Origin of the sequence: Mucilaginibacter segetis, from assembly GCF_016522075.1 — a bacterium.
Taxonomy (GTDB): domain Bacteria; phylum Bacteroidota; class Bacteroidia; order Sphingobacteriales; family Sphingobacteriaceae; genus Mucilaginibacter; species Mucilaginibacter segetis.
The window spans coordinates 1,876,872-1,899,589 of the sequence record NZ_JAEHFW010000001.1; the positions used below are offsets into that span (position 1 = coordinate 1,876,872).

At 36.4% G+C, this 22,718-nt stretch carries 14 protein-coding genes; 12 read left to right on the forward strand and 2 right to left on the reverse strand.

Annotated elements, in window-relative coordinates:
* Nucleotides 1-6: 6 nt before the first annotated feature.
* The 3 genes from I5M19_RS08675 (at nucleotide 7) to I5M19_RS08685 (ending at nucleotide 7,047) form a co-directional block, all read left to right on the forward strand.
* The gene (locus I5M19_RS08675; protein WP_200065810.1) at nucleotides 7-2,730 is read left to right on the forward strand and encodes a TonB-dependent receptor; all 2,724 of its coding nucleotides are present in this window, start codon (nucleotides 7-9) and stop codon (nucleotides 2,728-2,730) included.
* 53 nt (nucleotides 2,731-2,783) lie between these two features.
* Nucleotides 2,784-5,498 carry a SusC/RagA family TonB-linked outer membrane protein gene (locus I5M19_RS08680; RefSeq protein ID WP_200065811.1) on the forward strand — a complete coding sequence of 905 codons (2,715 nt, stop codon included), beginning with the start codon at nucleotides 2,784-2,786 and terminating at the stop codon, nucleotides 5,496-5,498.
* A gap of 67 nt (nucleotides 5,499-5,565) precedes the next feature.
* Nucleotides 5,566-7,047 (forward strand): rhomboid family intramembrane serine protease, encoded by a 1,482-nt coding sequence (locus tag I5M19_RS08685; RefSeq protein WP_200065812.1) that lies wholly within the window; start codon nucleotides 5,566-5,568, stop codon nucleotides 7,045-7,047.
* A gap of 15 nt (nucleotides 7,048-7,062) precedes the next feature.
* Here the strand turns inward: I5M19_RS08685 and I5M19_RS08690 are convergent, their stop codons facing one another.
* Nucleotides 7,063-8,538: a TonB-dependent receptor gene (locus I5M19_RS08690; protein ID WP_200065813.1), complete on the reverse strand. Its 1,476-nt coding sequence runs from the start codon at nucleotides 8,536-8,538 to the stop codon at nucleotides 7,063-7,065.
* Between the two features lie 209 nt (nucleotides 8,539-8,747).
* On the opposite strand from I5M19_RS08690, the gene mgrA reads away from it, so the two are divergent.
* The 8 genes from mgrA to I5M19_RS08730 all read left to right on the forward strand — a co-directional run bounded on the left by mgrA (nucleotide 8,748) and on the right by I5M19_RS08730 (nucleotide 19,058).
* Nucleotides 8,748-9,746: an L-glyceraldehyde 3-phosphate reductase gene (gene mgrA, locus I5M19_RS08695; protein ID WP_200065814.1), complete on the forward strand. Its 999-nt coding sequence runs from the start codon at nucleotides 8,748-8,750 to the stop codon at nucleotides 9,744-9,746.
* A 4-nt stretch (nucleotides 9,747-9,750) separates the two neighbouring features.
* Nucleotides 9,751-10,206 carry a VOC family protein gene (locus I5M19_RS08700; protein ID WP_235985783.1) on the forward strand — a complete coding sequence of 152 codons (456 nt, stop codon included), beginning with the start codon at nucleotides 9,751-9,753 and terminating at the stop codon, nucleotides 10,204-10,206.
* A 3-nt stretch (nucleotides 10,207-10,209) separates the two neighbouring features.
* Entirely contained in the window at nucleotides 10,210-10,998 is a 789-nt protein-coding gene (locus I5M19_RS08705; protein WP_200065815.1) for an NIPSNAP family protein, read from the forward strand.
* A 233-nt stretch (nucleotides 10,999-11,231) separates the two neighbouring features.
* Entirely contained in the window at nucleotides 11,232-12,644 is a 1,413-nt protein-coding gene (locus I5M19_RS08710; protein WP_200065816.1) for a glycoside hydrolase family 125 protein, read from the forward strand.
* A 15-nt stretch (nucleotides 12,645-12,659) separates the two neighbouring features.
* Nucleotides 12,660-13,733, forward strand: a complete 1,074-nt coding sequence (locus I5M19_RS08715) for a glycoside hydrolase family 76 protein (RefSeq protein ID WP_235985784.1) — start codon at nucleotides 12,660-12,662, stop codon at nucleotides 13,731-13,733.
* An 11-nt stretch (nucleotides 13,734-13,744) separates the two neighbouring features.
* On the forward strand, nucleotides 13,745-16,213 hold the full coding sequence (locus I5M19_RS08720) for a glutaminase family protein (protein ID WP_200065817.1): 2,469 nt from the start codon (nucleotides 13,745-13,747) through the stop codon (nucleotides 16,211-16,213).
* A gap of 29 nt (nucleotides 16,214-16,242) precedes the next feature.
* Complete coding sequence (locus I5M19_RS08725; RefSeq protein ID WP_200065818.1) at nucleotides 16,243-17,421, forward strand: alginate lyase family protein; 1,179 nt, start codon at nucleotides 16,243-16,245, stop codon at nucleotides 17,419-17,421.
* 92 nt (nucleotides 17,422-17,513) lie between these two features.
* Nucleotides 17,514-19,058, forward strand: a complete 1,545-nt coding sequence (locus I5M19_RS08730; protein ID WP_200065819.1) for a SulP family inorganic anion transporter — start codon at nucleotides 17,514-17,516, stop codon at nucleotides 19,056-19,058.
* A 1-nt stretch (nucleotide 19,059) separates the two neighbouring features.
* On the opposite strand, the gene I5M19_RS08735 is transcribed toward I5M19_RS08730, so the two are convergent.
* Nucleotides 19,060-19,734 (reverse strand): NAD-dependent epimerase/dehydratase family protein, encoded by a 675-nt coding sequence (locus I5M19_RS08735; protein WP_200065820.1) that lies wholly within the window; start codon nucleotides 19,732-19,734, stop codon nucleotides 19,060-19,062.
* A gap of 169 nt (nucleotides 19,735-19,903) precedes the next feature.
* Here I5M19_RS08735 and I5M19_RS08740 point away from each other — a divergent pair, with 169 nt between their 5' ends.
* Entirely contained in the window at nucleotides 19,904-22,636 is a 2,733-nt protein-coding gene (locus tag I5M19_RS08740; protein WP_200065821.1) for a PAS domain S-box protein, read from the forward strand.
* Nucleotides 22,637-22,718: the final 82 nt, after the last annotated feature.

Below are 22,718 nucleotides of genomic sequence, written 5' to 3' on the forward strand. Positions count from 1 at the left end.
TGTAGTATGAAAAAAGTCTTCTTAACTAATGTTGCATTAGCTTTTATTATTTTATCAGCTTTTATAAACAATGGAGACTGGCTTGCTGATATTTTATCACGTTTAGATAACCTGCGACAACAATATCCACAGGAAAAGATCCATCTGCATTTCGATAAACCATATTATAGTATCGGAGATGATATTTGGTTTAAGGCATATGTAGTCAACGCGGAAAATAATGAACTTTCTGAATTAAGTAAGATATTATACGTTGATCTGGTTGATGATCAGGATTCAATCAGAAAAACACTTGTTTTGCCGATAGTGAATGGTTTAACGAATGGCGATATTAAACTTACAGATTCACTCGTTGATGCAGGTAGTTATCATATTAAGGCCTATACCCGATGGATGCAAAACTTTAACAGTGATTTTATTTTCAATAAAGATATAACCATTGGCGACGCTCGAACGCCCACAAGTATTATCGGAAGCGCGAAATTTACACTTAAAAATAACCTTAATAAAAAATTAGACCTTGAGGCTTTGGTTGGTTATCAAAATCTCATTGATAAAATGCCATTAATAAAAGCTCCTGTAGCATATTCACTTAAACAAAAAAACAAGGTAATTTATTCAGGCAAAGCGGAGACGGATGATAAAGGAATGATAAAGATCAATATTCCTTTAAAAGAAGACTACAAACCTGATGATTTGTATTTACAAACTTTTTTAGTAACAAAATCCGGAGTTGAGATAAACCGGAATTTTAACATATATGATGCCGGTAAGATTTATGTGCAATTTTTTCCTGAAGGGGGAGTGCTGGTTACTGGTTTAAAATCATTAATCGGGTTCAAAGCAATGAAATCTGATGGCAGAGGTATTAATATTTCTGGTTATATAATTGACAAAGACAATAAAAAAGTTGCAGATTTTAAATCTTTGCATGCAGGCATGGGAAGTTTTAGTTTAAAACCGGAAACAGACAACTCTTATACAGCAATAGTAAAAGATGAATTAGGAGAATTAACAAGGTATAATTTACCAATTGCGGAAACAAGTGGCTATGTTATGAGTATTGACGGCAAAACGCTGGATGATAGCATAGCGGTCAATGTTAAACTAAGTAAGGACATTCAGAAAGGACAGGAAATAGCACTTATTGCATTACAGAATGGTATAAGCAGATACGCCAAAAAATTCAATTTGGATATGGGATCGATCAATATTCGGATACCTAAAATAAAATTTTCAACAGGTATAGTGCAATTTACATTAGTATCATCAGATGCTACACCATATGCCGAAAGATTAATATTCATAGATCATCATGATCAGTTAAGACTTAATTTAACTACAGATAAAAAAGTATACGGGCGTCATAATAAAGTTAATATTGAATTGATGGTAAAGGGTGCTGATAATATCCCAACAGGGGGAAGTTTTTCAGTTGCTGTGATAGATGCGCATAAAGTACACACCGATGAAAATACTGCAACAAGCATCTATTCTAATTTATTGCTTACATCAGATTTAAAGGGCTACATAGAAGACCCTAATTATTACTTTGACAATAAGAGTCACGAAAAATCTGTTGAATTGGATAACTTGCTTTTAACCCAAGGTTGGCGACGATTTACATGGACATCTATAAAAAACAAATCGCTTCCCGAAATTAAATATCAGCAGGATAACAATTTCAATATAAGTGGCGAAATAACTACCTTAAATGGCACACCCGTACCTTACGGTAAAGTATCATTATATGCAGCCACATTGCAAGGCCCCATAGTAATAGATACTATTACCGACAAAAACGGGTATTTCAAAGTGGACAATTTTGATCTTAATGGCAATCTTAAATTTATTGTTAAAGCAACTGATAATAAAGGTGAAAAAAATATAAGGATAACCTTAAATAAGCCGGTGGCACCAGTGTATAATGCTTACCATATAAAGCAAAGCGAATTATCAACTAATAGTGTGCTCAATTATCTCAAAGCTACACAGAAAGATCTTGATGATCATCATATAGTGCTACCCGGCAAAACAAGAATGCTTAAACAGGTTGATATAAAGGGCAAGCTTTTTCCTGATAAAAACACCATACGTAATTCCAGCAAATTAGGCAGTGCCACTCCTGATATTGTAATAAAGAAAGAAAAAATTGAACAATCCCCTAACTTGTTATTTGTGTTCAATGGGCTGCCAAATATTGAAGTAAATCCAAATAACAGAATGGTTTACATGGTGGGGAGAATTGTATCCTTGACCCGCCCTCAACGGGTACCTATGTTAGTATTATTAGACGGCATAGCCATAGAACCCGGAATGTTGAAAGACATTCCACCCGAATCAGTGGAAGGGATTGAAATATTTAAATCGGGGGCTAATACTGCAATATATGGCAATGAAGGTTATTGGGGAGTGATACAAATAACTACAAAGGTTGGCGAATCAGTCAACTATCAATCGCAAATAACCAATATGGCTTATATAACTGTTAATGGTTTTTCGGTTCAACGTGAATTTTATTCTCCTGTATTTAAAACACCAGAAGATGATAAACAGTTAGATATCCGGTCAACAATTTACTGGAATCCAAATGTAACTACAGGAGATGATGGCCAAGCAACTTTCAGTTTTTATACGGCTAACGAGCCCTCCGATTACAAAGTAATTGTAGAAGGATTAGATTTCGATGGTCGTTTAGGAAGGCAAACCTACACTTTTGAAGTTAAATAGCTTTATTTTAAAGTTGGCGTTTTTAATATTATTAACGACATATATATTCTTATATGAAAAAAGCATACTTAAGTGGCATTTTTTTAACTTTAATTGCATTATCGTCTTTTATCACCGATGGTGATTGGCTGACCGGCATCTTATCCCGTTTAAATAGTCGCAGGGAACAGTATCCGCAGGAAAAGGTATACATGCATTTTGATAAGCCTTACTACATTATTGGCGAAGATATTTGGTTTAAGGCATACATAGTAAATGCGGAAAGAAATGAGCTTTCAGCATTAAGTAAGATTTTGTACGTTGATTTGATTGACGATCAGGATTCAATCAAAAAAACAGTTGTTTTGCCAATAGTAAACGGCTTAACCAACGGTGACATTAAACTTACAGATTCATTAGTACATCCGGGCAATTATCACATTAAAGCCTATACCCGTTGGATGCAAAACTTTAGCAGTGATTTTATTTTTGACAAAAAAATATTTATAGGTGATGCCCGTACTGAAACAAGCGTACTTGCTGATGCTAAATTCACCTTCGATGATAAGCACCATTTGCAAGCCGTAGTAGCTTATAAAAAACTGGAAGATAAAACTCCGGTAACTAATAAACAAGTCACTTATACTTTGAATTATAAGGGGCAGCCTATAGCAAACGGAAAAACAGTTACAAATAATAGAGGATTGATAGATATAAGCATTCGATTGAGACAGGATTACCGTGTGGAAGATCTTTATTTAAAAACTGCTATTCCGTCAAATACAGGTATTGAGATTGATCGTGATTTTGCAGTTTATGACCTGGACAAAGCCGTCGATGTACAGTTTTTTCCCGAAGGGGGAGACTTGGTTGCAGGCTTAAGGTCAAAGGTTGGTTTTAAGGCTACCATTCCCGGTGGCAGGAGTGCAAACATTACAGGATATATAGTTGATCAGAATATTAATAAAAAAGTTGCTGTATTTACAACGGTACATGCAGGTATGGGAGTTTTTGCATTGCAGCCCCTTGCGGGCCATACCTATGTAGCCGTTGTGGAAAATAAATCAGGAAAAAGCACTAATTATCAATTACCTGCTGTTAAAAACTCCGGATATGTATTCAGTGTAAATCATACGTCGGACGATAGCGTTACTGTTAGGGTGGAAACTACTGAAGACTTCATCACCGGACAGAAAATTGCACTCATCGTACAACAAAACGATGTAGTAAAATATGCTGCAAAAATAAAAATCGATCAGCCTTCCGTTGGTTCCCGCTTAGCTAACATTAATTTTTCTACAGGTATAACGCAGTTTACTTTATTATCTCCGGATGGTTCCCCAATTGCCGAACGTCTCATATTTATTGATCGTCATGATCAATTAAATCTTAAAATAACATCTGATAAAAAAGTTTATAACAAACACGAAAAGGTAGATATAAGCTTGTCAGTAAAAAATAACAACATGGCCGCCGCTGGAAATTTTTCGGTTGCTGTAGTTGATGCAGGAAAAATTGATATGGATGAAGATAAAGTGACCTCTATATATTCCGATCTTTTACTGACTTCAGATCTGAGAGGATATATTGAAGATCCTAATTATTATTTTACAAATATAACCCAAGATAAAGCCAGTCAGTTGGACAATTTGCTATTAACACAAGGTTGGCGTCGTTTTAAATGGACTGATATTAATAATGCAACTGTACCCGCAATAATAAAGTATCAGCCAAGCAAAAGCTTTCAAGTCAGCGGCAAAATTACCTCACTTAATGATAAACCCATTCCATATGGTAAAATAACTTTATTTGCCAATACAGTGGCCGGACCAATAACTCTGGACACGATTGCAAATGAAGATGGGAAATTTTTGATAGACGGACTGGAATTTATGGGCATCATTAAATTTGTTGTAAAGGCAACTAATGCAAAAGACAGAAAAAACGTAAAGATATTGTTAAACAACAGACCCTTACCTGCCTATCTTCCGGAAATATTTAAATCTGATGAAGTATTTACCATCAGCGCAATCAACTATTTAAGGAGCACTCAAAAAGATCTTGACGAAAATAATATTGTTTTGCCTGCAAAAACAAGAATGCTTAAAGAAGTTAAAATAAAGGGAAAGCTTTTTCCTGACCCAGACGCGATTGCAAATTCAAGTAAATTAGGAAGTGGCACAGCTGACATCGTAATAAAAAAAGAGAAAATTGCACAGTATCCAAGTCTTATTTATTCATTTTACGGGTTAGCTGGATTAGAAGTAGACCCAAAAACTCAAACGGTTTATAGAATAGGCAGAGTAGTGTCCTTAACCAAACCCGGAGGAGAACCTATGGCGATATTCTTGGATGGCGTTAAGATAGGGTCAGATATGTTAAAAGAAATCCAACCTGAATCGGTTGAAGGAATTGAAATATTCAAATCCCTTGCCTCGACGGCAATATATGGAAGTGATGGGTATTGGGGTGTTATACAAATAACCACAAAGGTTGGCAATTCCGCAAGTTATTTTCCACCAATAACTAATGTCAGCCATATAAAAGTCCAGGGGTATTCTATTCAACGTGAATTCTATTCTCCTGTATTTAAAACTCAGGAGGATAATAAACGGGATGATGTCCGCTCTACTATTTATTGGAATCCTAATATTAATACCGACAAAGATGGAAAAGCAGACTTTAGTTTCTACACTGCAAATGCACCCGCAACTTATAAAGTTATAATTGAAGGATTAGATTATGAGGGCCATTTAGCACATCAAACTTATTCATTTGAGGTTAAATAGCACTTAATTATAATATTATTAATAGTTTTATACCTGTTAATCCTGAACATTATCATACAAAATATTTATGGCGATAGGTTTTACACCAAAATATATTGAGACCCAATATTTAGACGATATTAGTCGTGAACAATATTTAGTTATCGCCATAGAAACAGTTAAAGTTTTGGGCTGGACAGTAAAAAAAACGAGTCTTTCCGGTTTAATAGCAAATACGAGTAAAGGTATCTTCAGCAAAAACAGCGAAATTCGAATTCAAACAGAAGGAGATGAGGTAACTTTAAAAAGCACTTCCACTGGAAATGAATTGGCGGACTGGGGAAGAAACAAAAAGAATCTGGCTTATTTTAATAAGCGGTTTTATGAAGTGCGATCAACCTATTCATTAAAACAACTTGATGAGAAATATAACGAGCTGAAAGAAAGTATACCGCCAGGTGATGATGATCTTTTACAACAGCCTGAATTAACATCCGGTGAAAAAGCAAAGAGATTTTTTTCATTATTCGTCCCTTCTGAGGGTTATATAGTTACTCCAATTTTGATGGATGTTAACATATTGGTATTCCTGTTAATGATTATTAGTGGAGTGGGCTTTTTTCTGCCCGATACGCAAAGCATGGTCAATTGGGGAGCTAATTTTCGTCCACTAACGCTGAGTGGGGAATGGTGGAGGTTAATAACTAATTGTTTTTTACATATAGGTTTTATACACCTCATATTTAATATGTATGCCCTGGTATACATAGGGTTACTTTTAGAAAAGCATTTAGGAACCTCCAGGTATATTGCTGCTTATTTACTTACAGGTGTTGCAGCTAGTGTCAATAGCATTTGGTGGCACGATCTCACAGTTAGTGCCGGCGCATCCGGTGCAATATTTGGATTGTATGGTGTTTTTCTGGCATTGCTAACTACCAGTTTTATAGAGAAAACCACACGTAAACCTCTGCTTATCAGTATAGGTGTATTTGTTGCTTATAACTTGATATATGGTTTAAAAGCCGGGATTGACAATGCTGCGCACTTTGGAGGCTTAATTAGCGGAATAATTATTGGTTATGCTTTTATCCCAAGTTTAAAACGGCCGGAAAACAAAGATTTTAAAGTGATCACCATCTCTTTACTTTCTATTTTGATCGTATGCTCGTCAATAGTGGTGGCAAAAAACATCCCCAATGATCTTGGAATTTACGAAGCTAAGATGAACCAGTTTGTAGTAACTGAAAAGAAGGCGCTGGGAGTAATTAACAATATATATGACAAGTCAAAATATCGTTTGCTTTATGAGCTAAAATATCAGGGGATTAATTATTGGCAGGATAACCTGAAATTACTTGACGAAGCTGATGAGCTAAAACTAAACGATAAGCTATACCTCCGCAATCAAAAGTTAAGGCATTATTGCGAACTAAGAATTAAGTGTTACAATTTAATGTATAAATCTATTGATGAACGTACGCATGATTATGACACACAGATACAAGATTATAACAAGCAGATACAGGATATTATTAGTGAATTCGCTGCAGACCAGTCCTCACAATAACTAAAAAACTACATTTTAAAATATTTCCCCGTTCCCTGTGGTTGTTTTCTCCTTAATAATTTCGTTACCACAGGCATAACCGAAAAGGCAACGTTCTTTTATTATTTTAACCACTTCTTGTGGTACATATTTTTCCCATCCATTTGCTCCTTGTTTTATAAGTTGCAATACATTATCGGTTTCTACATGCAGATTATTTTCATTAAAATGCCGGATATCTTCAATTTTATTATTAGCTATCAGATAACGGTAAAGATCTATCAGGTGTGCAGGAGGGTTAAACCTTAAACAATTCCATATTAAACCATTACGTAATGTTGGATAAATAAATAGTTTAACCTTTCTGCTGAAAAGGGTGGCAAATGATTCTAAAATACCACCGGGTAAATCAGTATAATGTTCTTCAGAAAAGATATACTCCAAATTCGGATAGCCTAAAACCATTCCCAACTTTAGGTAAGTAATTTTTGATAAGTAAGCTACCAGTTTGTAGTATTCATGGAAATTAGAGATCAAAACTGTCTGTCCTAAAGAACAAAGAATATCAACCCGGTCAAGAAAGTCCTTTTCATCAATTTCAGCAGTTTCATCTGCATCCCTCTCTTTTAACGATTGCAAAGTTAATTCGGTAATTACAACAACTCTTTTGGTATCAACATCTGGTTCCTGTAAAAATTGTTTTACACCTGTGTTAAGCATATCCATATGTACATTAATAACCGGTCGAAAACGACCACGTATTACCACAATATGCTTTTTGTATAACGCTTCAGATGGTTGCATATTTTTACCATCAGGGCCAAATAATGCCGCATCCGAAAATCCATATTTTACCAGATGTAAACTCATCAGCCGGTTGTCTACTTTTGTAAAATCCGGTCCTTCAAAACGGATCATATCAATCTGAATACGGTCTCTTGACAAGTTATCCATTAACGACAGCAGGAAAACCGGGGGTATTTCATGATAATAAAAGCATGCGTATAAAAGGTTTACACCCAATATTCCAACTGCCTGCTGCTGCAGGTTATTATCATTATCTAATAGTTTAACGTGGAGCACCACATCATTATACAAGCCGTTTGGCTTTAACTGAAAGCGCACCCCCATCCAGCCGTGGCCGTCATTAGTTTTGTTATAATTAAGTGCGGAAACTGTATCAGAAAAAGCAAAGAAAGTGGTAGATGCACCACGTTGTTCGGCCAATCGCTCAATAAGTAATCCATACTCGTGTTCCAGCATAGATATAAGTCTGTTCTCACTAACGTACCGTCGCACTTGCTGTACACCATATATGGCATCTGAAAACGTCATATCATAAGCCGACATAGTTTTCGCAATGGTTCCAGATGAGGCACCTGCCTTAAAAAAGTTAGCCGCTACGTCCTGACCGGCCCCAATTTCTGCAAAAGAACCATAAACAGAAGGGTTGAGATTTATAGCAAGCGCTTTTTGTTTAGTGGCAATATCTTTATTATGGATAACAGTCATATTAGTAAGTCAAACTCTGTTTATGATCGGATAATACGCTTAAAAATACGATTTTTTAACTGAAGAGCTGTACTTTTAAACTTTATAAGAATGTCATTTTTATTGTTCGGATTATAAAAATTGTAGATAATCTTAATAAAAAGCTGGCTTTATATATTAAACATGCTAAGTTTATATTTTTATTTACCTACTCATAAATTAAATTTAATATGAATTATCTGGCGAGCCCAAAACGCTATCAAAACATGGAATATCGTCGTTGTGGTAACAGCGGTTTAAAATTACCTGCCGTATCGTTAGGACTGTGGCATAATTTCGGAAATATCGATATACTGGAAAATTCACGCAATATATTAAGGCTCGCTTTCGATAGCGGAATCACCCACTTCGATCTGGCAAATAATTACGGCCCGCCTCCAGGCTCTGCGGAAGAAAACTTCGGACGCATTTTTAAAGAAGACTTCAAATGTTATCGTGATGAATTAGTAATCTCTTCAAAAGCAGGATGGGGAATGTGGGATGGCCCATATGGAGATTGGGGCTCAAAAAAATACTTGGTAGCAAGTTTAGATCAAAGTTTAAAACGCATGGGACTTGACTATGTGGACATATTTTACCACCATCGTCCCGATCCGGAAACTCCGTTAGAAGAAACAATGGGTGCGCTTGATCTGATAGTAAGGCAGGGGAAGGCTTTATATATAGGTATATCCAGCTACAGCGCAGAGGAAACAACTAAAGCCCTTAAAATTCTGAACGATTTAGGCACACCATGTTTGATACATCAACCCCGGTATTCTATGTTCGACCGTTGGGTAGAAGATGGTCTATTGGATGTTTTAGGAGGTAATGGAGTGGGTTGTATTCCATTTTCACCTCTTGCACAAGGATTACTAACTAATAAATATCTGAAAGGTATACCCGAAGGCTCCAGAGCAGCAGCACACCGGGGTAATGGAGCCATAGAAGAAGATCAAATAACTGATGCCAAAATTGAGAAGGTGAAAAAGTTAAATGAGATCGCTAAAAAACGCGGGCAAAATCTGGCGCAAATGGCACTTTCCTGGATATTGAAGGATAAACGTATAACTTCTGTATTAATTGGTGTGAGTAAGCCTGAGCAGGTTACCGATTCATTGAAATGTATTGATAACACCACATTCAGTGATGAAGAAATTAATAAGATAAATTCAATATTAAATAATTAATGAAATGAGAAAGAACTTAATTTTTTGTTCGCTATTAATTTTAGCTATCAGCTTTAAAACTGTTAATGTAAAAGCTCAGGCTACTATGGTAAACCATGTTGCACTATATGTAAAGGATTTACATAAAAGCGCTGATTTTTACAAAAACGTAATGCAGTTAAAGGAGATACCGGAGCCTTTCCATGATGGCAAACATGTGTGGTTCCGGACGGGTCCGCATAGTCAGTTGCACATCATACAAGGAGCAACTGAAGTAGTTCCGCATGATATAAATACCCATGTGGCATATTCCGTAAAAGATATAGCAGTTTTTACCAAGCATCTGGATGCTATGAATATTAAATATGGCAATTGGAAAAGCATAGATAAAGCTATTGAATTAAGGCCCGATGGAGTAAAGCAAGTTTACCTGCAAGATCCTGACAACTTTTGGATAGAAGTTAACGATGATAAATTTTAATACATGAAAAGACGGTCATTTGTAAAGGGCTCATTATTGACGGGAGCTGCAGGAATCACATTTCCTGGCGTCACAAAATCATTAGAAAACGAAAAGGACGTCGATTATTATGAATTACGACTCTATACTTTAAAAAATGAACAACAACAAGCAATTATTGAAGAATACTTTAAAGACGCAGCTATACCCGCTTTAAACAGAATGGGTTGCAAAAGCGTAGGCGTATTTACTGAGCTGAAGCCAAAAGAACAAACAAGAATATATGTACTTATCCCTTATAAATCGCTTCGGGATTTTGATACAATACAAAACAAACTAATTACTGATAGAACCTATCAACAAAAAGGCTCTGCTTATTTAAATGCTCCTGCATCCCAACCTGCATATGAACGTATAGAAAGCTGGCTTTTAAAGGCATTTGCTCACATGCCCAAAATCCAGATACCTGAGAAAAAAGAACGAATATTTGAATTGCGCAGATATGAACATGCGAGCGAAAACGCGGGTAAAAAGAAACTGGAAATGTTTAACGATGCCGGTGAAATAGACATTTTTAAACGTCTTGGCTTTAACCCGGTGTTTTTTGGAGAAACAATAATAGGGGAGTACCGGCCTAATCTTACCTATATGATTACTTTTGATGATATGACATCTCATGACAGTCACTGGAAAGCTTTTGGGAGTGATCCGCAATGGAAAAAAATAAGCTCTATTCCTGAATATGCTGATGCAAAACTGGTATCAAAGATTACTTCTGTATTTTTAAAACCAGCAGATTGCTCTCAAATTTAAATTGAAATAATCACAACTAATTGAATTAGTTGGGCATGGTATAGGATACTAATACCTATAACTACCCGTATAATGTGTATAATTATAATCTACGAAATCAAATCATGCTAACTTATAGCACGATATAAGTACTAATCTACAGCTAATTCGAGTTTTAACTTATAAATAATTTAAGGATATTTTTAATGTATTCGTAAAGTTTTTTAACTTGTTTGTTTTACATAATTCAAAAAATGAAAAGAAGAGAATTTTTAGGTACAACAGGTGTAATAGGTGCTACCTTATTAACGAATAAAATATCGTTTGCTTCATCTATTTATCCGGTAGTGCGCACGCCTGCGTCAAAAAGAAATTTTACCAGTACATCTGTTGAATCAGCAATTAAAGAATTTCAATCAAAAGTAAAGAATACTGAACTTGGGTGGTTATTTAACAATTGTTTTCCTAATACACTGGATACAACGGTTACTTATAAACTTATAAATAATAAGCCGGATACCTATGTAATTACCGGCGACATTGATGCTATGTGGCTGCGTGACAGCAGTGCCCAGGTTTGGCCATATATGGCTTTTATTAACAAAGATAAAGATATAAAGCAATTAATTGCCGGTGTGATAAACAGGCAGGTAACCTGTATACTACGCGATCCTTATGCGAATGCATTTTACGATGACCCGAATAAAGTAGGAGAATGGAAGAATGATATTACGGATATGAAACCCGGTTTACACGAGCGTAAATGGGAGATAGATTCTTTATGTTATCCTATTCGACTTGCTCACAAATATTGGAAAACCACGGGTGATATTTCCCCGTTTGATAGCAAATGGAAAGAAGCTGTAATAAGTATTTTAAAAACATTCAAAGAACAGCAACGCAAACACAGCGATGGCCCTTACTCTTTCCAACGTAAAACTGCATGGGCTACCGATGGTGTACCTATGAACGGATATGGTTATCCTGTAAAACCTGTTGGTTTAATTTGTTCAGCTTTCAGACCAAGTGATGATGCCACTATATTTTCTTTTTTGATACCCTCAAACTTTTTTGCTGTTGTAAGTTTAAAACAAGCTGCAGAAATGGCTAAAGAAATTTTAAAAGATGATGCTTTATCTGCAGAAATGCTTGCATTGGCAAGTGAAGTAGATGGTGCTTTAAAAAAATACGCGGTTATTGATCATCCGGAATATGGTAAAATATATGCCTATGAAATAAATGGTTTTGGCAGCTATAATTTAATGGACGATGCAAATGTGCCAAGTTTGCTGTCCTTGCCTTATCTGGATGCCGTTAAAAATACCGATCCTATTTATATTAATACCCGCAAAATGCTGCTTTCGCTAAATAACCCGTTCTTTTTTAAAGGCACAGCAGCCGAAGGTATTGGCGGCCCGCACATTGGAAAAGATATGATATGGCCATTAGGCATAATAATGCGTGGCTTAACCAGCAATAATGACGACGAAATAAGGTATTGTATTGATACCTTGAGAAAAACACATGGTGGCACTGGCTTTATGCACGAATCTTTTCATAAGGATGATCCGAAGAATTTTACCCGTAAATGGTTTGCCTGGGCTAATACGCTTTTTGGTGAATTGCTTTGGGAAACTTATACACGCAAACCACAATTATTAGCCTAACACATTTATTACCTAATGAAAAATATAATATTAACCGTATTAATGTGCTTTGTCGTGGTTATTTCAGTCACCGCACAAACGGCAGACTATGAAAAGCGTATACAAATAATCAACAAAAATATTTCTCAGCGTTTTTATGACAAAAACGAAAGTCTGTATTTTGAAACAACTGATTCGGTGACTAATAAAGGTAATCATTCCTTTCTGTGGCCGCTTTGCGCACTTATCCAAGCAGCTAATGAGATGGAAGTATTACAACCTACTAAATCATATATGGCTGTTGTAATGAAGGCTATAGACCAATATTATTCCGAAAGAGCACCTGCACCTGCATACCAGGCTATGGTGGTAAAGGAGAAAGTCGATTCACGGTTTTACGACGATAATGAATGGGTAGCCATCGCGTTGATGGATGCTTACAGTCGTACACATAATAAACAATACCTGGAAAAATCTCAAATGATATACCGCTTTCTGCTTACAGGGCATGATAAAGTAGCAGGTGGCGGATTTTATTGGGAAGAGGGCAATTTTAAAAGCAAAAATACCTGTTCTAACGGACCGGGGGTGTTGGTGGCGTTAAGGCTTTATCAGGCGACCAAACAAAAAGCCTATTTAGATACCGCTGTAGCAGTCTATAATTGGACAAAGCAGCATCTTCTATCGCCCGAAGGTATATATTATGATGCTGTTAAATTACCTTCACTAAAAATAGACTCGGCTTTTTATACTTATAATGCCGGTACAATGCTGCAATCGGGTGTCATACTGTATAACATCACTGGTGACAAAAAATACCTTACCGATGCAAAGAATGTGGCAACAGCAGCTGAAAAACATTTTTATAAAAACGGACGATTACCCGGAGGTTATTGGTTTAATGCGGTACTAATGCGTGGTTATATTGAATTGTATAAAGTTGAGAAGGATAAAAACCGACTTCAATTTATTATTAATGATGCTGACAATATATGGAACAATGAGAGAGATGGCAATAATCTGTTAGGGAAACGTAAGATTAAATCACTCATAGATCAGGCAGCAATGCTGGAAATATACGCCCGATTAAAAAAGTTTAAAAACACATAATATCAACCTTTATGAAAATTTCTGTACGGTACTTATTAACCTTTATACTTGTTTTATTTATACGTTTTACTTACGGGCAGGCTACAAAAGCTCCTGCTTACCCTTTGATAACACACAATCCTTATTTTAGTGTTTGGTCATTTACAGATGAACTTAATGCGTCTTCAACTCATCACTGGACGGGTAAAGATCAGTCGTTGTTGGGATTGATAAAGGTAGACGGTGAAGTTTATAGGTTTTTGGGCAAACAACCTGTTACTTACAAAACTATTTTGCCCGCTGCGGATGAGCAAGCATATATAGCAAAATATACCGAAACAGCACCCGCGAATGGATGGCAAAATGAAGGGTTTGATGATACTCAGTGGAAAAATGGTACTGCTCCATTTAGTGATGATCGTACAATGGCTAAAACATTGTGGACAACACATGATATTTGGCTGCGGCGTACTTTTACATATCATAAAACAGCCATAAATAAATTATATCTGAAACTTCATCATGATGATGAGGCAGAGGTTTATCTAAATGGCGAAAAAATAAATGTAAGTACAGGAGCAAACGGCGATCTGCAACCTGTATTATTAAATAATGAAATTGCCACCAAGTTAAAGGAAGGTGAAAATATTCTGGCTATGCATTGCATAAATACGGGTGGTGCTGCATGGATTGATGCGGGATTCGCTGACGAGATAAAACCGACTGAATACCCGCAATTAAAAATTGCAAAACAAACGGGGGTAATAATAAAGGCAACACAAACAGTGTATACCTTTAAATGTGGGAAAGCAGACCTTGAGGTAACTTTTACTTCCCCATTATTAATGAATAACCTCGACCTGTTATCAAGGCCGATATCTTACATAACTTATAAAGTAAGGTCAAATGATGGAGCCGACCATCAGATCCAGGTCTATTTAAGCGCCTCTGCAGATTTGGCACGAAATCAGCCAACACAAATAGTATCCGCTAAAAAAATGATCAATAACTCTGTTTCTTATTTAAAAGTGGGGACAGTTGAGCAACCTGTTCTTAAAAAGAAAGGAGATGATTTACGTTTAGATTGGGGCTACCTGTATATTGCTGCACCCACATCATCAAACACAATACAATATGTTACTAATACTAATGAAGCTATAAATTTTTTATTGGAAAATAAAACTTCGTCAACAGTTATGCAGGGTAAACAAATGGTTTTAAATACTTTATTACCTTTTGGCAAAGTGGGTAAAAATTGGGTTTCTAAATTCATGGAGATCGGGTATGACGATATTTATGCTGTACAATTTTTTGGTAAAAATTTAAGGCCCTGGTGGAACCGCAATGGTAAACTGACCATGGAAACCGAATTAGAGACTGCCGCAACAAATTATAGTAGTACTATGGCCAAATGCGCTGCATTCGATAAAAAAATGTACGACGATGCGGTAAACGCGGGAGGTGAAAAATATGCTGACCTATGCGCTATTGCTTATAGGCAAAGTATTGCCGCTCATGAACTGGTGCAAAGTCCTCAGGGCGATATTCTGTTTTTATCAAAAGAAAATTTCAGCAACGGGTCTATCAATACGGTAGATGTTACCTATCCTTCGGCGCCTTTGTTCTTATTATACAACCCTGATCTGCTTAAAGGAATGCTTAACGGTATATTCTATTACAGCGAAAGTGGTAAGTTCAATAAAGATTTTGCAGCGCATGATCTGGGAACTTATCCTATAGCTAACGGACAAACTTATGGTGAAGACATGCCGGTGGAAGAATCAGGTAACATGATCATACTAACAGCAGCTATTGCCAAAGCTGAGGGTAATGGCCAATACGCTAAAAAGCATTGGGCAATTTTAACTAAATGGGCTAATTATCTGGCGCAAGAGGGTTTCGACCCGGCCAATCAATTATGTACTGATGATTTTGCCGGTCATCTGGCACATAATGCTAATTTGTCTATAAAAGCTATAAACGGCATTGCTGCTTACGCCATGCTGGCAAATAAGCTTGGCTATAATGATATAGCAGCGAAAAATGAGAAGCTGGCAAAAAGTATGGTTCCTAAATGGATGGAGATGGCTGATGCCGGAGATCATTATTTGTTAGCGTTTCAAAATAAAAATTCCTGGAGCCAAAAATATAATTTGATTTGGGATAAACTGATAGGGTTTAACTTATTTCCAAAAAAGGTATATGATACGGAAGTTAGTTTTTATTTAACTAAACAAAATGAATACGGTTTACCACTCGACAGCCGCAAAACATATACTAAATCTGATTGGATATTATGGACGGCAACTTTGACCGACAATAGGGAAGACTTTAAAAAATTAATTTCCCCTGTATATAAATACGCAGTAGAAACTCCAAGTCGAGTACCTTTAAGTGACTGGCATGAAACTACTACAGGGAAACAGGTGGGATTTCAGGCAAGGAGTGTTGTAGGTGGATATTTTATTAAAATGCTGGCAGATAAGTGGTCTGCTCAATAAGCCTTAATTTTTGATTAAGATTAAACGGGATGAACTTAAAGATCATTTTGTATAGCTTTTTAGTTGTATCGCTGTTTTATCCTGTAAAGCTTACAAATCACAGTGGCAAGTTTGATAAAATTATTGCTGCAACACTGCGTGAAGATGTAATGAAGGAAGCCAAATGGGCAATGAATCAACAGCCTGTAACTGTTACTGGCAGCTATTGCAAACGTAGCACTGGCAGCATTCATGATTTTTACTCTGAAGGAGATTATTGGTGGCCAAATCCTGTTAGTGCCGATAGCGCGTATATTCAACGTGACGGACTAACAAATCCCGATAATTTTGTTGCTCACCGATTAGCTATGATAAGATTTAGCAAAATTATAGGCGCTCTGGCATCGGCGTATAAACTCACCCACGACGACAAGTACGTTATAAAAGCATTAATACATATTAAAGCATGGTTTGTAAATGAGGCAACATTAATGAATCCTAATTTGCAATATGCACAGGCAATAAAAGGTCGGGTTACAGGAAGAGGTATAGGTATAATAGATACTATTCAACTAATAGAAGTGGCGCAGGGAATAATAGTGATGCAAAACTCACCCGTATTTGATGCAAATGTATTGGCTGACACTAAAAGTTGGTTTCAAAGATATTTAACCTGGCTTACTACCAGCAAGTTTGGGCATGATGAAATGAATGCGAAAAACAATCATGGCACGTGTTGGGTAATGCAGGTTGCCGCATTTGCTAAATTAACAGGGAATGAGAAAATTCTTTCATTTTGTACTGATAGGTTTAAAAATGTGCTTTTACCTGATCAGATGGCTGAAAATGGAAGTTTTCCATTGGAACTTTCACGTACAAAGCCATATGGCTATTCATTGTTCAACCTGGATGCTATGATAACAGTATGCCAGATTTTATCAGATAACAAACAATATCTGTTTACCTACACGACAGCTGACGGGCGCTCAATAAAAAGGGCTATAGAATGGATGTATCCTTATATATCTGATAAATCAACATGGCCGTTGCATCCGGATGTGATGTATTGGCAGTTTTGGCCGGTAGCTCAGCCTTCATTAGTATTTGCAGCCTGTGCTTACAATAATAAAGAATGGCTTAATACATGGAAGAAACTTGACCATCATCCTGTTGAGACCGAGGTAATCAGGAATTTACCGGTACGTCATCCGTTAATATGGCTTAATTGATTTAAAACAATACATAAAAGAATTAGATTGTTAGTTTTGCAGAAATTTTAACACCGCAGTCCTGTAATACGGGCTACTCCAATCTGCAATTAATGAAAAGCTATTTAAATCTATTTAATTTTTCACAAAAAGTAAATTACAAAACTGAGATATTATCCGGATTAACAGTAGCACTTGCATTAATTCCCGAAGCAGTAGCTTTTGCATTTATAGCCGGACTTTCGCCCCTAACAGGTTTATACGCCGCTTTTAGCATGGGATTTGTCACTTCTATTTTTGGCGGCCGGCCGGGCATGATATCAGGAGCCACAGGTGCGGTAGCAGTAGTTATTGTTGCATTGGCAAAATCACATGGTATCGAGTATATTTTCGCCACAGTAGTATTAGCTGGTTTAATTCAATTTATTGCTGGCCTGTTACGTTTAGGGAAGTTTATCCGGTTGGTGCCGCATCCTGTAATGTTTGGCTTTGTAAACGGTTTAGCTGTGATTATTTTCATGTCACAGCTTGTTCAGTTTAAAACAACAGATGCTGCTGGGGAATTACACTGGATGACAGGCACACCACTATATTTAATGATTGCCTTGGTATTACTTACTATGTTTGTAATTTGGGGGTTGCCAAAACTTACAAAGGCTTTCCCATCATCATTAGCAGCGATTCTTGTAATATCCGCAGTTGTAATTGGCTTTAATATCGATACAAAAACAGTAGGTGATATGGCCTCTATAAAAGGTGGGTTTCCGCCTTTTCATATTCCGGCACTGCCTTTTAATTTTGATACATTAAAAATTATAGCGCCATACGCTTTAATTATGGCCGGAGTAGGATTGATTGAAAGTTTACTAACCCTTAACTTGATTGATGAAATTACTGAAACCCGCGGAAGTGGTAACCGAGAGGCCATGGCGCAGGGCGCAGCTAACATGCTTACCGGTTTATTTTCAGGCATGGGCGGATGCGCTATGATAGGGCAGAGTCTTATAAATATTTCATCAGGAGCCAGAGCCCGGTTATCGGGGATAATTGCTTCTGTTATGTTATTGGTGTTTATCATGTTTGGCTCGTCACTTATAGAAAAAGTACCCATGGCTGCGCTTACAGGTGTAATGGTAATGGTAGCTATAGGTACATTTGAATGGGTAAGTATCCGCATGATAGGTAAAATGCCCAAACATGATATTTTTGTAGGTATACTGGTAGCGGTAGTGACCATCCTGTTGCATAATCTGGCTTTAGCCGTTTTAATAGGAGTAATTATTTCCGCATTAGTTTTTGCCTGGGAGAGCGCCAAACGAATTAGAGCAAGAAAATATACAGATGGCAGTGGTGTAAAGCATTACGAAATATATGGGCCATTATTTTTTGGTTCAGTTTCTGCATTTAATGAAAAATTCGATGTACTAAACGATCCGGATGAAGTGATTATTGATTTTAAAGATAGCCGTGTAGCGGATATGTCGGGTATAGAAGCACTCAATAAGCTAACGGAGCGGTACCAAAACGTCAACAAAAAACTTCACCTAAAGCATTTAAGTGAAGACTGCCGCGTATTGCTAAAAAACGCCGAGGAGCTGATAGATATAAATATTTTAGAAGATCCTACTTATCATATAGCGATCGATAAAATTAATTAACTTATACTTGTCTCGCTGCTATGGAAATAATATCCTTACCATCTATTACTTTCTTTCCATATGAGTGATTAGCTACATACATCATAGCGGCCCCCAATTCTGTCATTCTGCAAAATCCGGCAGGGTAGATGGCTCTTCCAAAAGGAAATATCCAATTTATATATTTATAAAAATTATGAACTTTAGTTAAACCTTTAATTGGTTTGATAAAGCCCGGCCTAAAAGCATAAACATCACTAAAAGGCAACATCATCAGATCATTTTCAGTTTTACCTTTTACACGAGCCCACATGCTCCGGCCTTTTTCGGTACTATTTGTACCCGCCCCGGATATGTAACAGAACTTCATCTCTTGATTAAGCCTGCTGAGCGTTTGGGCAACATGCATTGTTAATGTATATGTTACCTTAGTGTATTCCTTTTCACTCATCCCTATTGAAGATACTCCCAAGCAAAAAAAACAGGTATTATATCCTTTTAATGAATTTTCAATATTTGACATATCATAAAAATTCGAGTGGATTATCTCGGTGACTTTAGAGTGAGTTACTCCTGATTTTTTACGATTAATAATAAGAATAGCTTCTACATCAGAATTATTAATACTTTCATGAAGTACTCCTTCTCCTACCATTCCGGTTGTGCCGGTTATTATTAGTCTAATCTTTGTATTCATACAAACTACTGTATACTTTGAAGACGATCGATCGTTTTATATATTTTAATTATATAAAATTATTTAACAACATTTTTAAATAAACTATCTCAACATTATTCTTAATAATAGAAACCTGCAATTCAAATTTTCGTATATAAAAAATAATTGATGATTAATTTAACTGTCTGTGAATAACTTACCAATTCCCGAAAATGAAAAAGAACGCCTTAAAGCACTTCATGGCTATGAGGTTCTGGATTCTATAAATGAAGCTGAATTTGACAGGATTACGGAGATAGCTTCTATTATATGCGATGTTCCTATTTCTTTAATCTCATTAATAGACAAAGACAGACAATGGTTTAAATCAAAGATAGGGCTGGATGTAAATGAAACACCTCGAGAATTAGCTTTTTGTCGTTATGCTATTATGGACCCGCACATCCTGGAAATACAGGATGCCATAACTGATGAACGTTTTAAAAACAATTTATTAGTTACAGGAGAACCTGGTATCCGGTTTTACGCAGGAACACCATTAGTTGATCCCGAAGGTTATGCGTTAGGTACATTATGCGTGATTGACCGCAAGCCCAAAAAACTTTCTGCCAAACAACTACGCGCACTTAAATTATTGGGAGAAGAAGTTATATCAAAAATTGTAGAGCGCAGACAAAAGGAAGAGCTTAAGAATTTTGAGAATATATTCCGCAGATCAAATGATCTTATTTTTATTGGTGGAGGCGATGGATTTTTTAAAAAAGTTAATCCGGCCTTTACTAAAGTATTAGGCTGGAGTAAAGAGCAACTATTAAATACTTCTACATTTGAATTTATCCATCCTGATGATATTGCCAGTACAGAAATAGAACTAAAAAAATTAGCGCATGGCCATAGTACCGTAAACTTCATACAGCGCTTTAAAACAATCTCTGGATCTTATAAAACTTTACAGTGGACCTCCTCACCTGAAGCCTCTACAGGTTACATCTTTGGTATCGGCCGTGATATATCAAAAGAAAAGGAGAAAGAAGAACAATTAGCAGAAAGTGAAGAGAAATTGAGAGTATTTTTTGAAAACTCTCAGGGCTTAATGTGTACACATGATCTTGAGGGGAAATTTTTATCGGTCAATACATCCGGCGCTTCAACATTAGGTTATACACCTCAAGAGATCACACAAATGAGTTTATTTGATATTATTCCACAAGAACGTCATCCATATTTAAATGCGTATTTAGATGAAATAAAAAAAAGCGGAAGTGTAAAAGGGCAAATGCTCACCCGGCATAAAAATGGATCGTTACATGTTTGGTTATTCAATAATTTCTTACAAAAAGGAGCAACCGGCGAAGAATATGTTATAGGCAACGCTTATGATATAACAGAAAGAGAACGCTTGCAAAATGACCTGATAAGAACAAAAGAAATGCTTGAGCAAACTAATAAGGTAGCAAGGGTTGGCGGTTGGGACTTTAATTTAGAAAAGCAGGAGATATATTGGACTTCTGTAACTAAGGAAATACACGGTGTACCTCAAGACTATGAACCCGACTTAAAATCAGGGATAAACTTTTACAAAGAGGGTGATAGCCGGGATAGGATAACCCAAGCCATTAATTTAGGTATTGCTGAAGGAAAATCATGGAACGAAGAACTTCAAATTATTGATGTTAGTGGTAAAGAAGTTTGGGTTAGAGCATTGGGTAACACGGAATTTGAAAACGGAGTTTGTAAAAGATTATTCGGCACTTTTCAGGATATTGACGCTTATAAAGAGGCTGAACTTGCTTTAAAAAGATCCGTAGCTGCCCAGGAGCGATTAAATGAAGCGTTACTTGAACAGATCGAACTGGTAAAAGAGCAAGATAAAACCATAGAAAAGATACAGGAGTTTAAATTTTTAGCTGATTCTATTCCTCAAATGATCTGGACATCACAAGCTGATGGTTATACAGATTATTATAATAGATATTGGTTCGATTATACCGGTATGACTTTAGAACAAACGCAGACAGAAGGATGGGAGCCGGTATTGCATCCCGATGACCTGGAAAATGACACAAATCTCTGGAACGAATCACTTGCGACAGGTAAACCATACGATACCGAAGTCAGGTTTAAACGAGCTTCAGACGGTGCTTACAGATGGCATATATCCAGAGCTGTACCCATGAAAAACAACAAAGGTGAAATAGTAAAATGGTTTGGTTCATGCACGGATATTGACGAATACAAAAAAGCGCTTGATCTGGAAAATAAGATAAGTCAGTACGAAGATTTTAACCGCATAGTTGCACATAACTTACGCGGCCCAGCAGGCAGTATCGGGATGATACTGACCATGCTTGATGAAACTACCGATGAGAATGAAAAAGCCGATCTTTTGAAGATGCTAAGTCAGTCGAGCGAAACCCTTAACGAAACCCTTAATGAGTTGATGAAAGTACTTGAAGTTAGGAACAATCATGATTTAACTTATGATGATTGCGATCTTCAAGAAATAGTTAACGGCATAGAAAAGATGCTGAAAGGTCAAATGGTTGCAAAGAAAGCTCGTATTATAACTGATTTTAACAAAAATCACATCTTATTCCCAAAAATATATTTGGAAAGTATATTTTATAATTTGATTAGCAATGCCTTAAAATACAGTAAAGATGAAATACCTCCAGAAATAATAATATCATCAACAACTAAAGCAGATAAAACCCTGCTCACCTTTAAGGATAACGGGCTGGGTATTGATTTAAAGCAACACGGTAATAATATGTTTAAGCTAAATAAGGTTTTCCACCGTGGCTACGATAGCAAAGGAGTTGGCTTATTCATGACCAAAACCCAAATAGAAACATTTGGAGGTAAAATAAGTGTGCAAAGTGACCCCGGTGTTGGATCAGAATTTTTTATAGAATTATAATTGCTGGTATGGCAGGTCCTTTCCATACTAACGGTAAAGCTGCAAAAATTGAGCTAAATTGATGTAAAATCCCGGAGTTTCA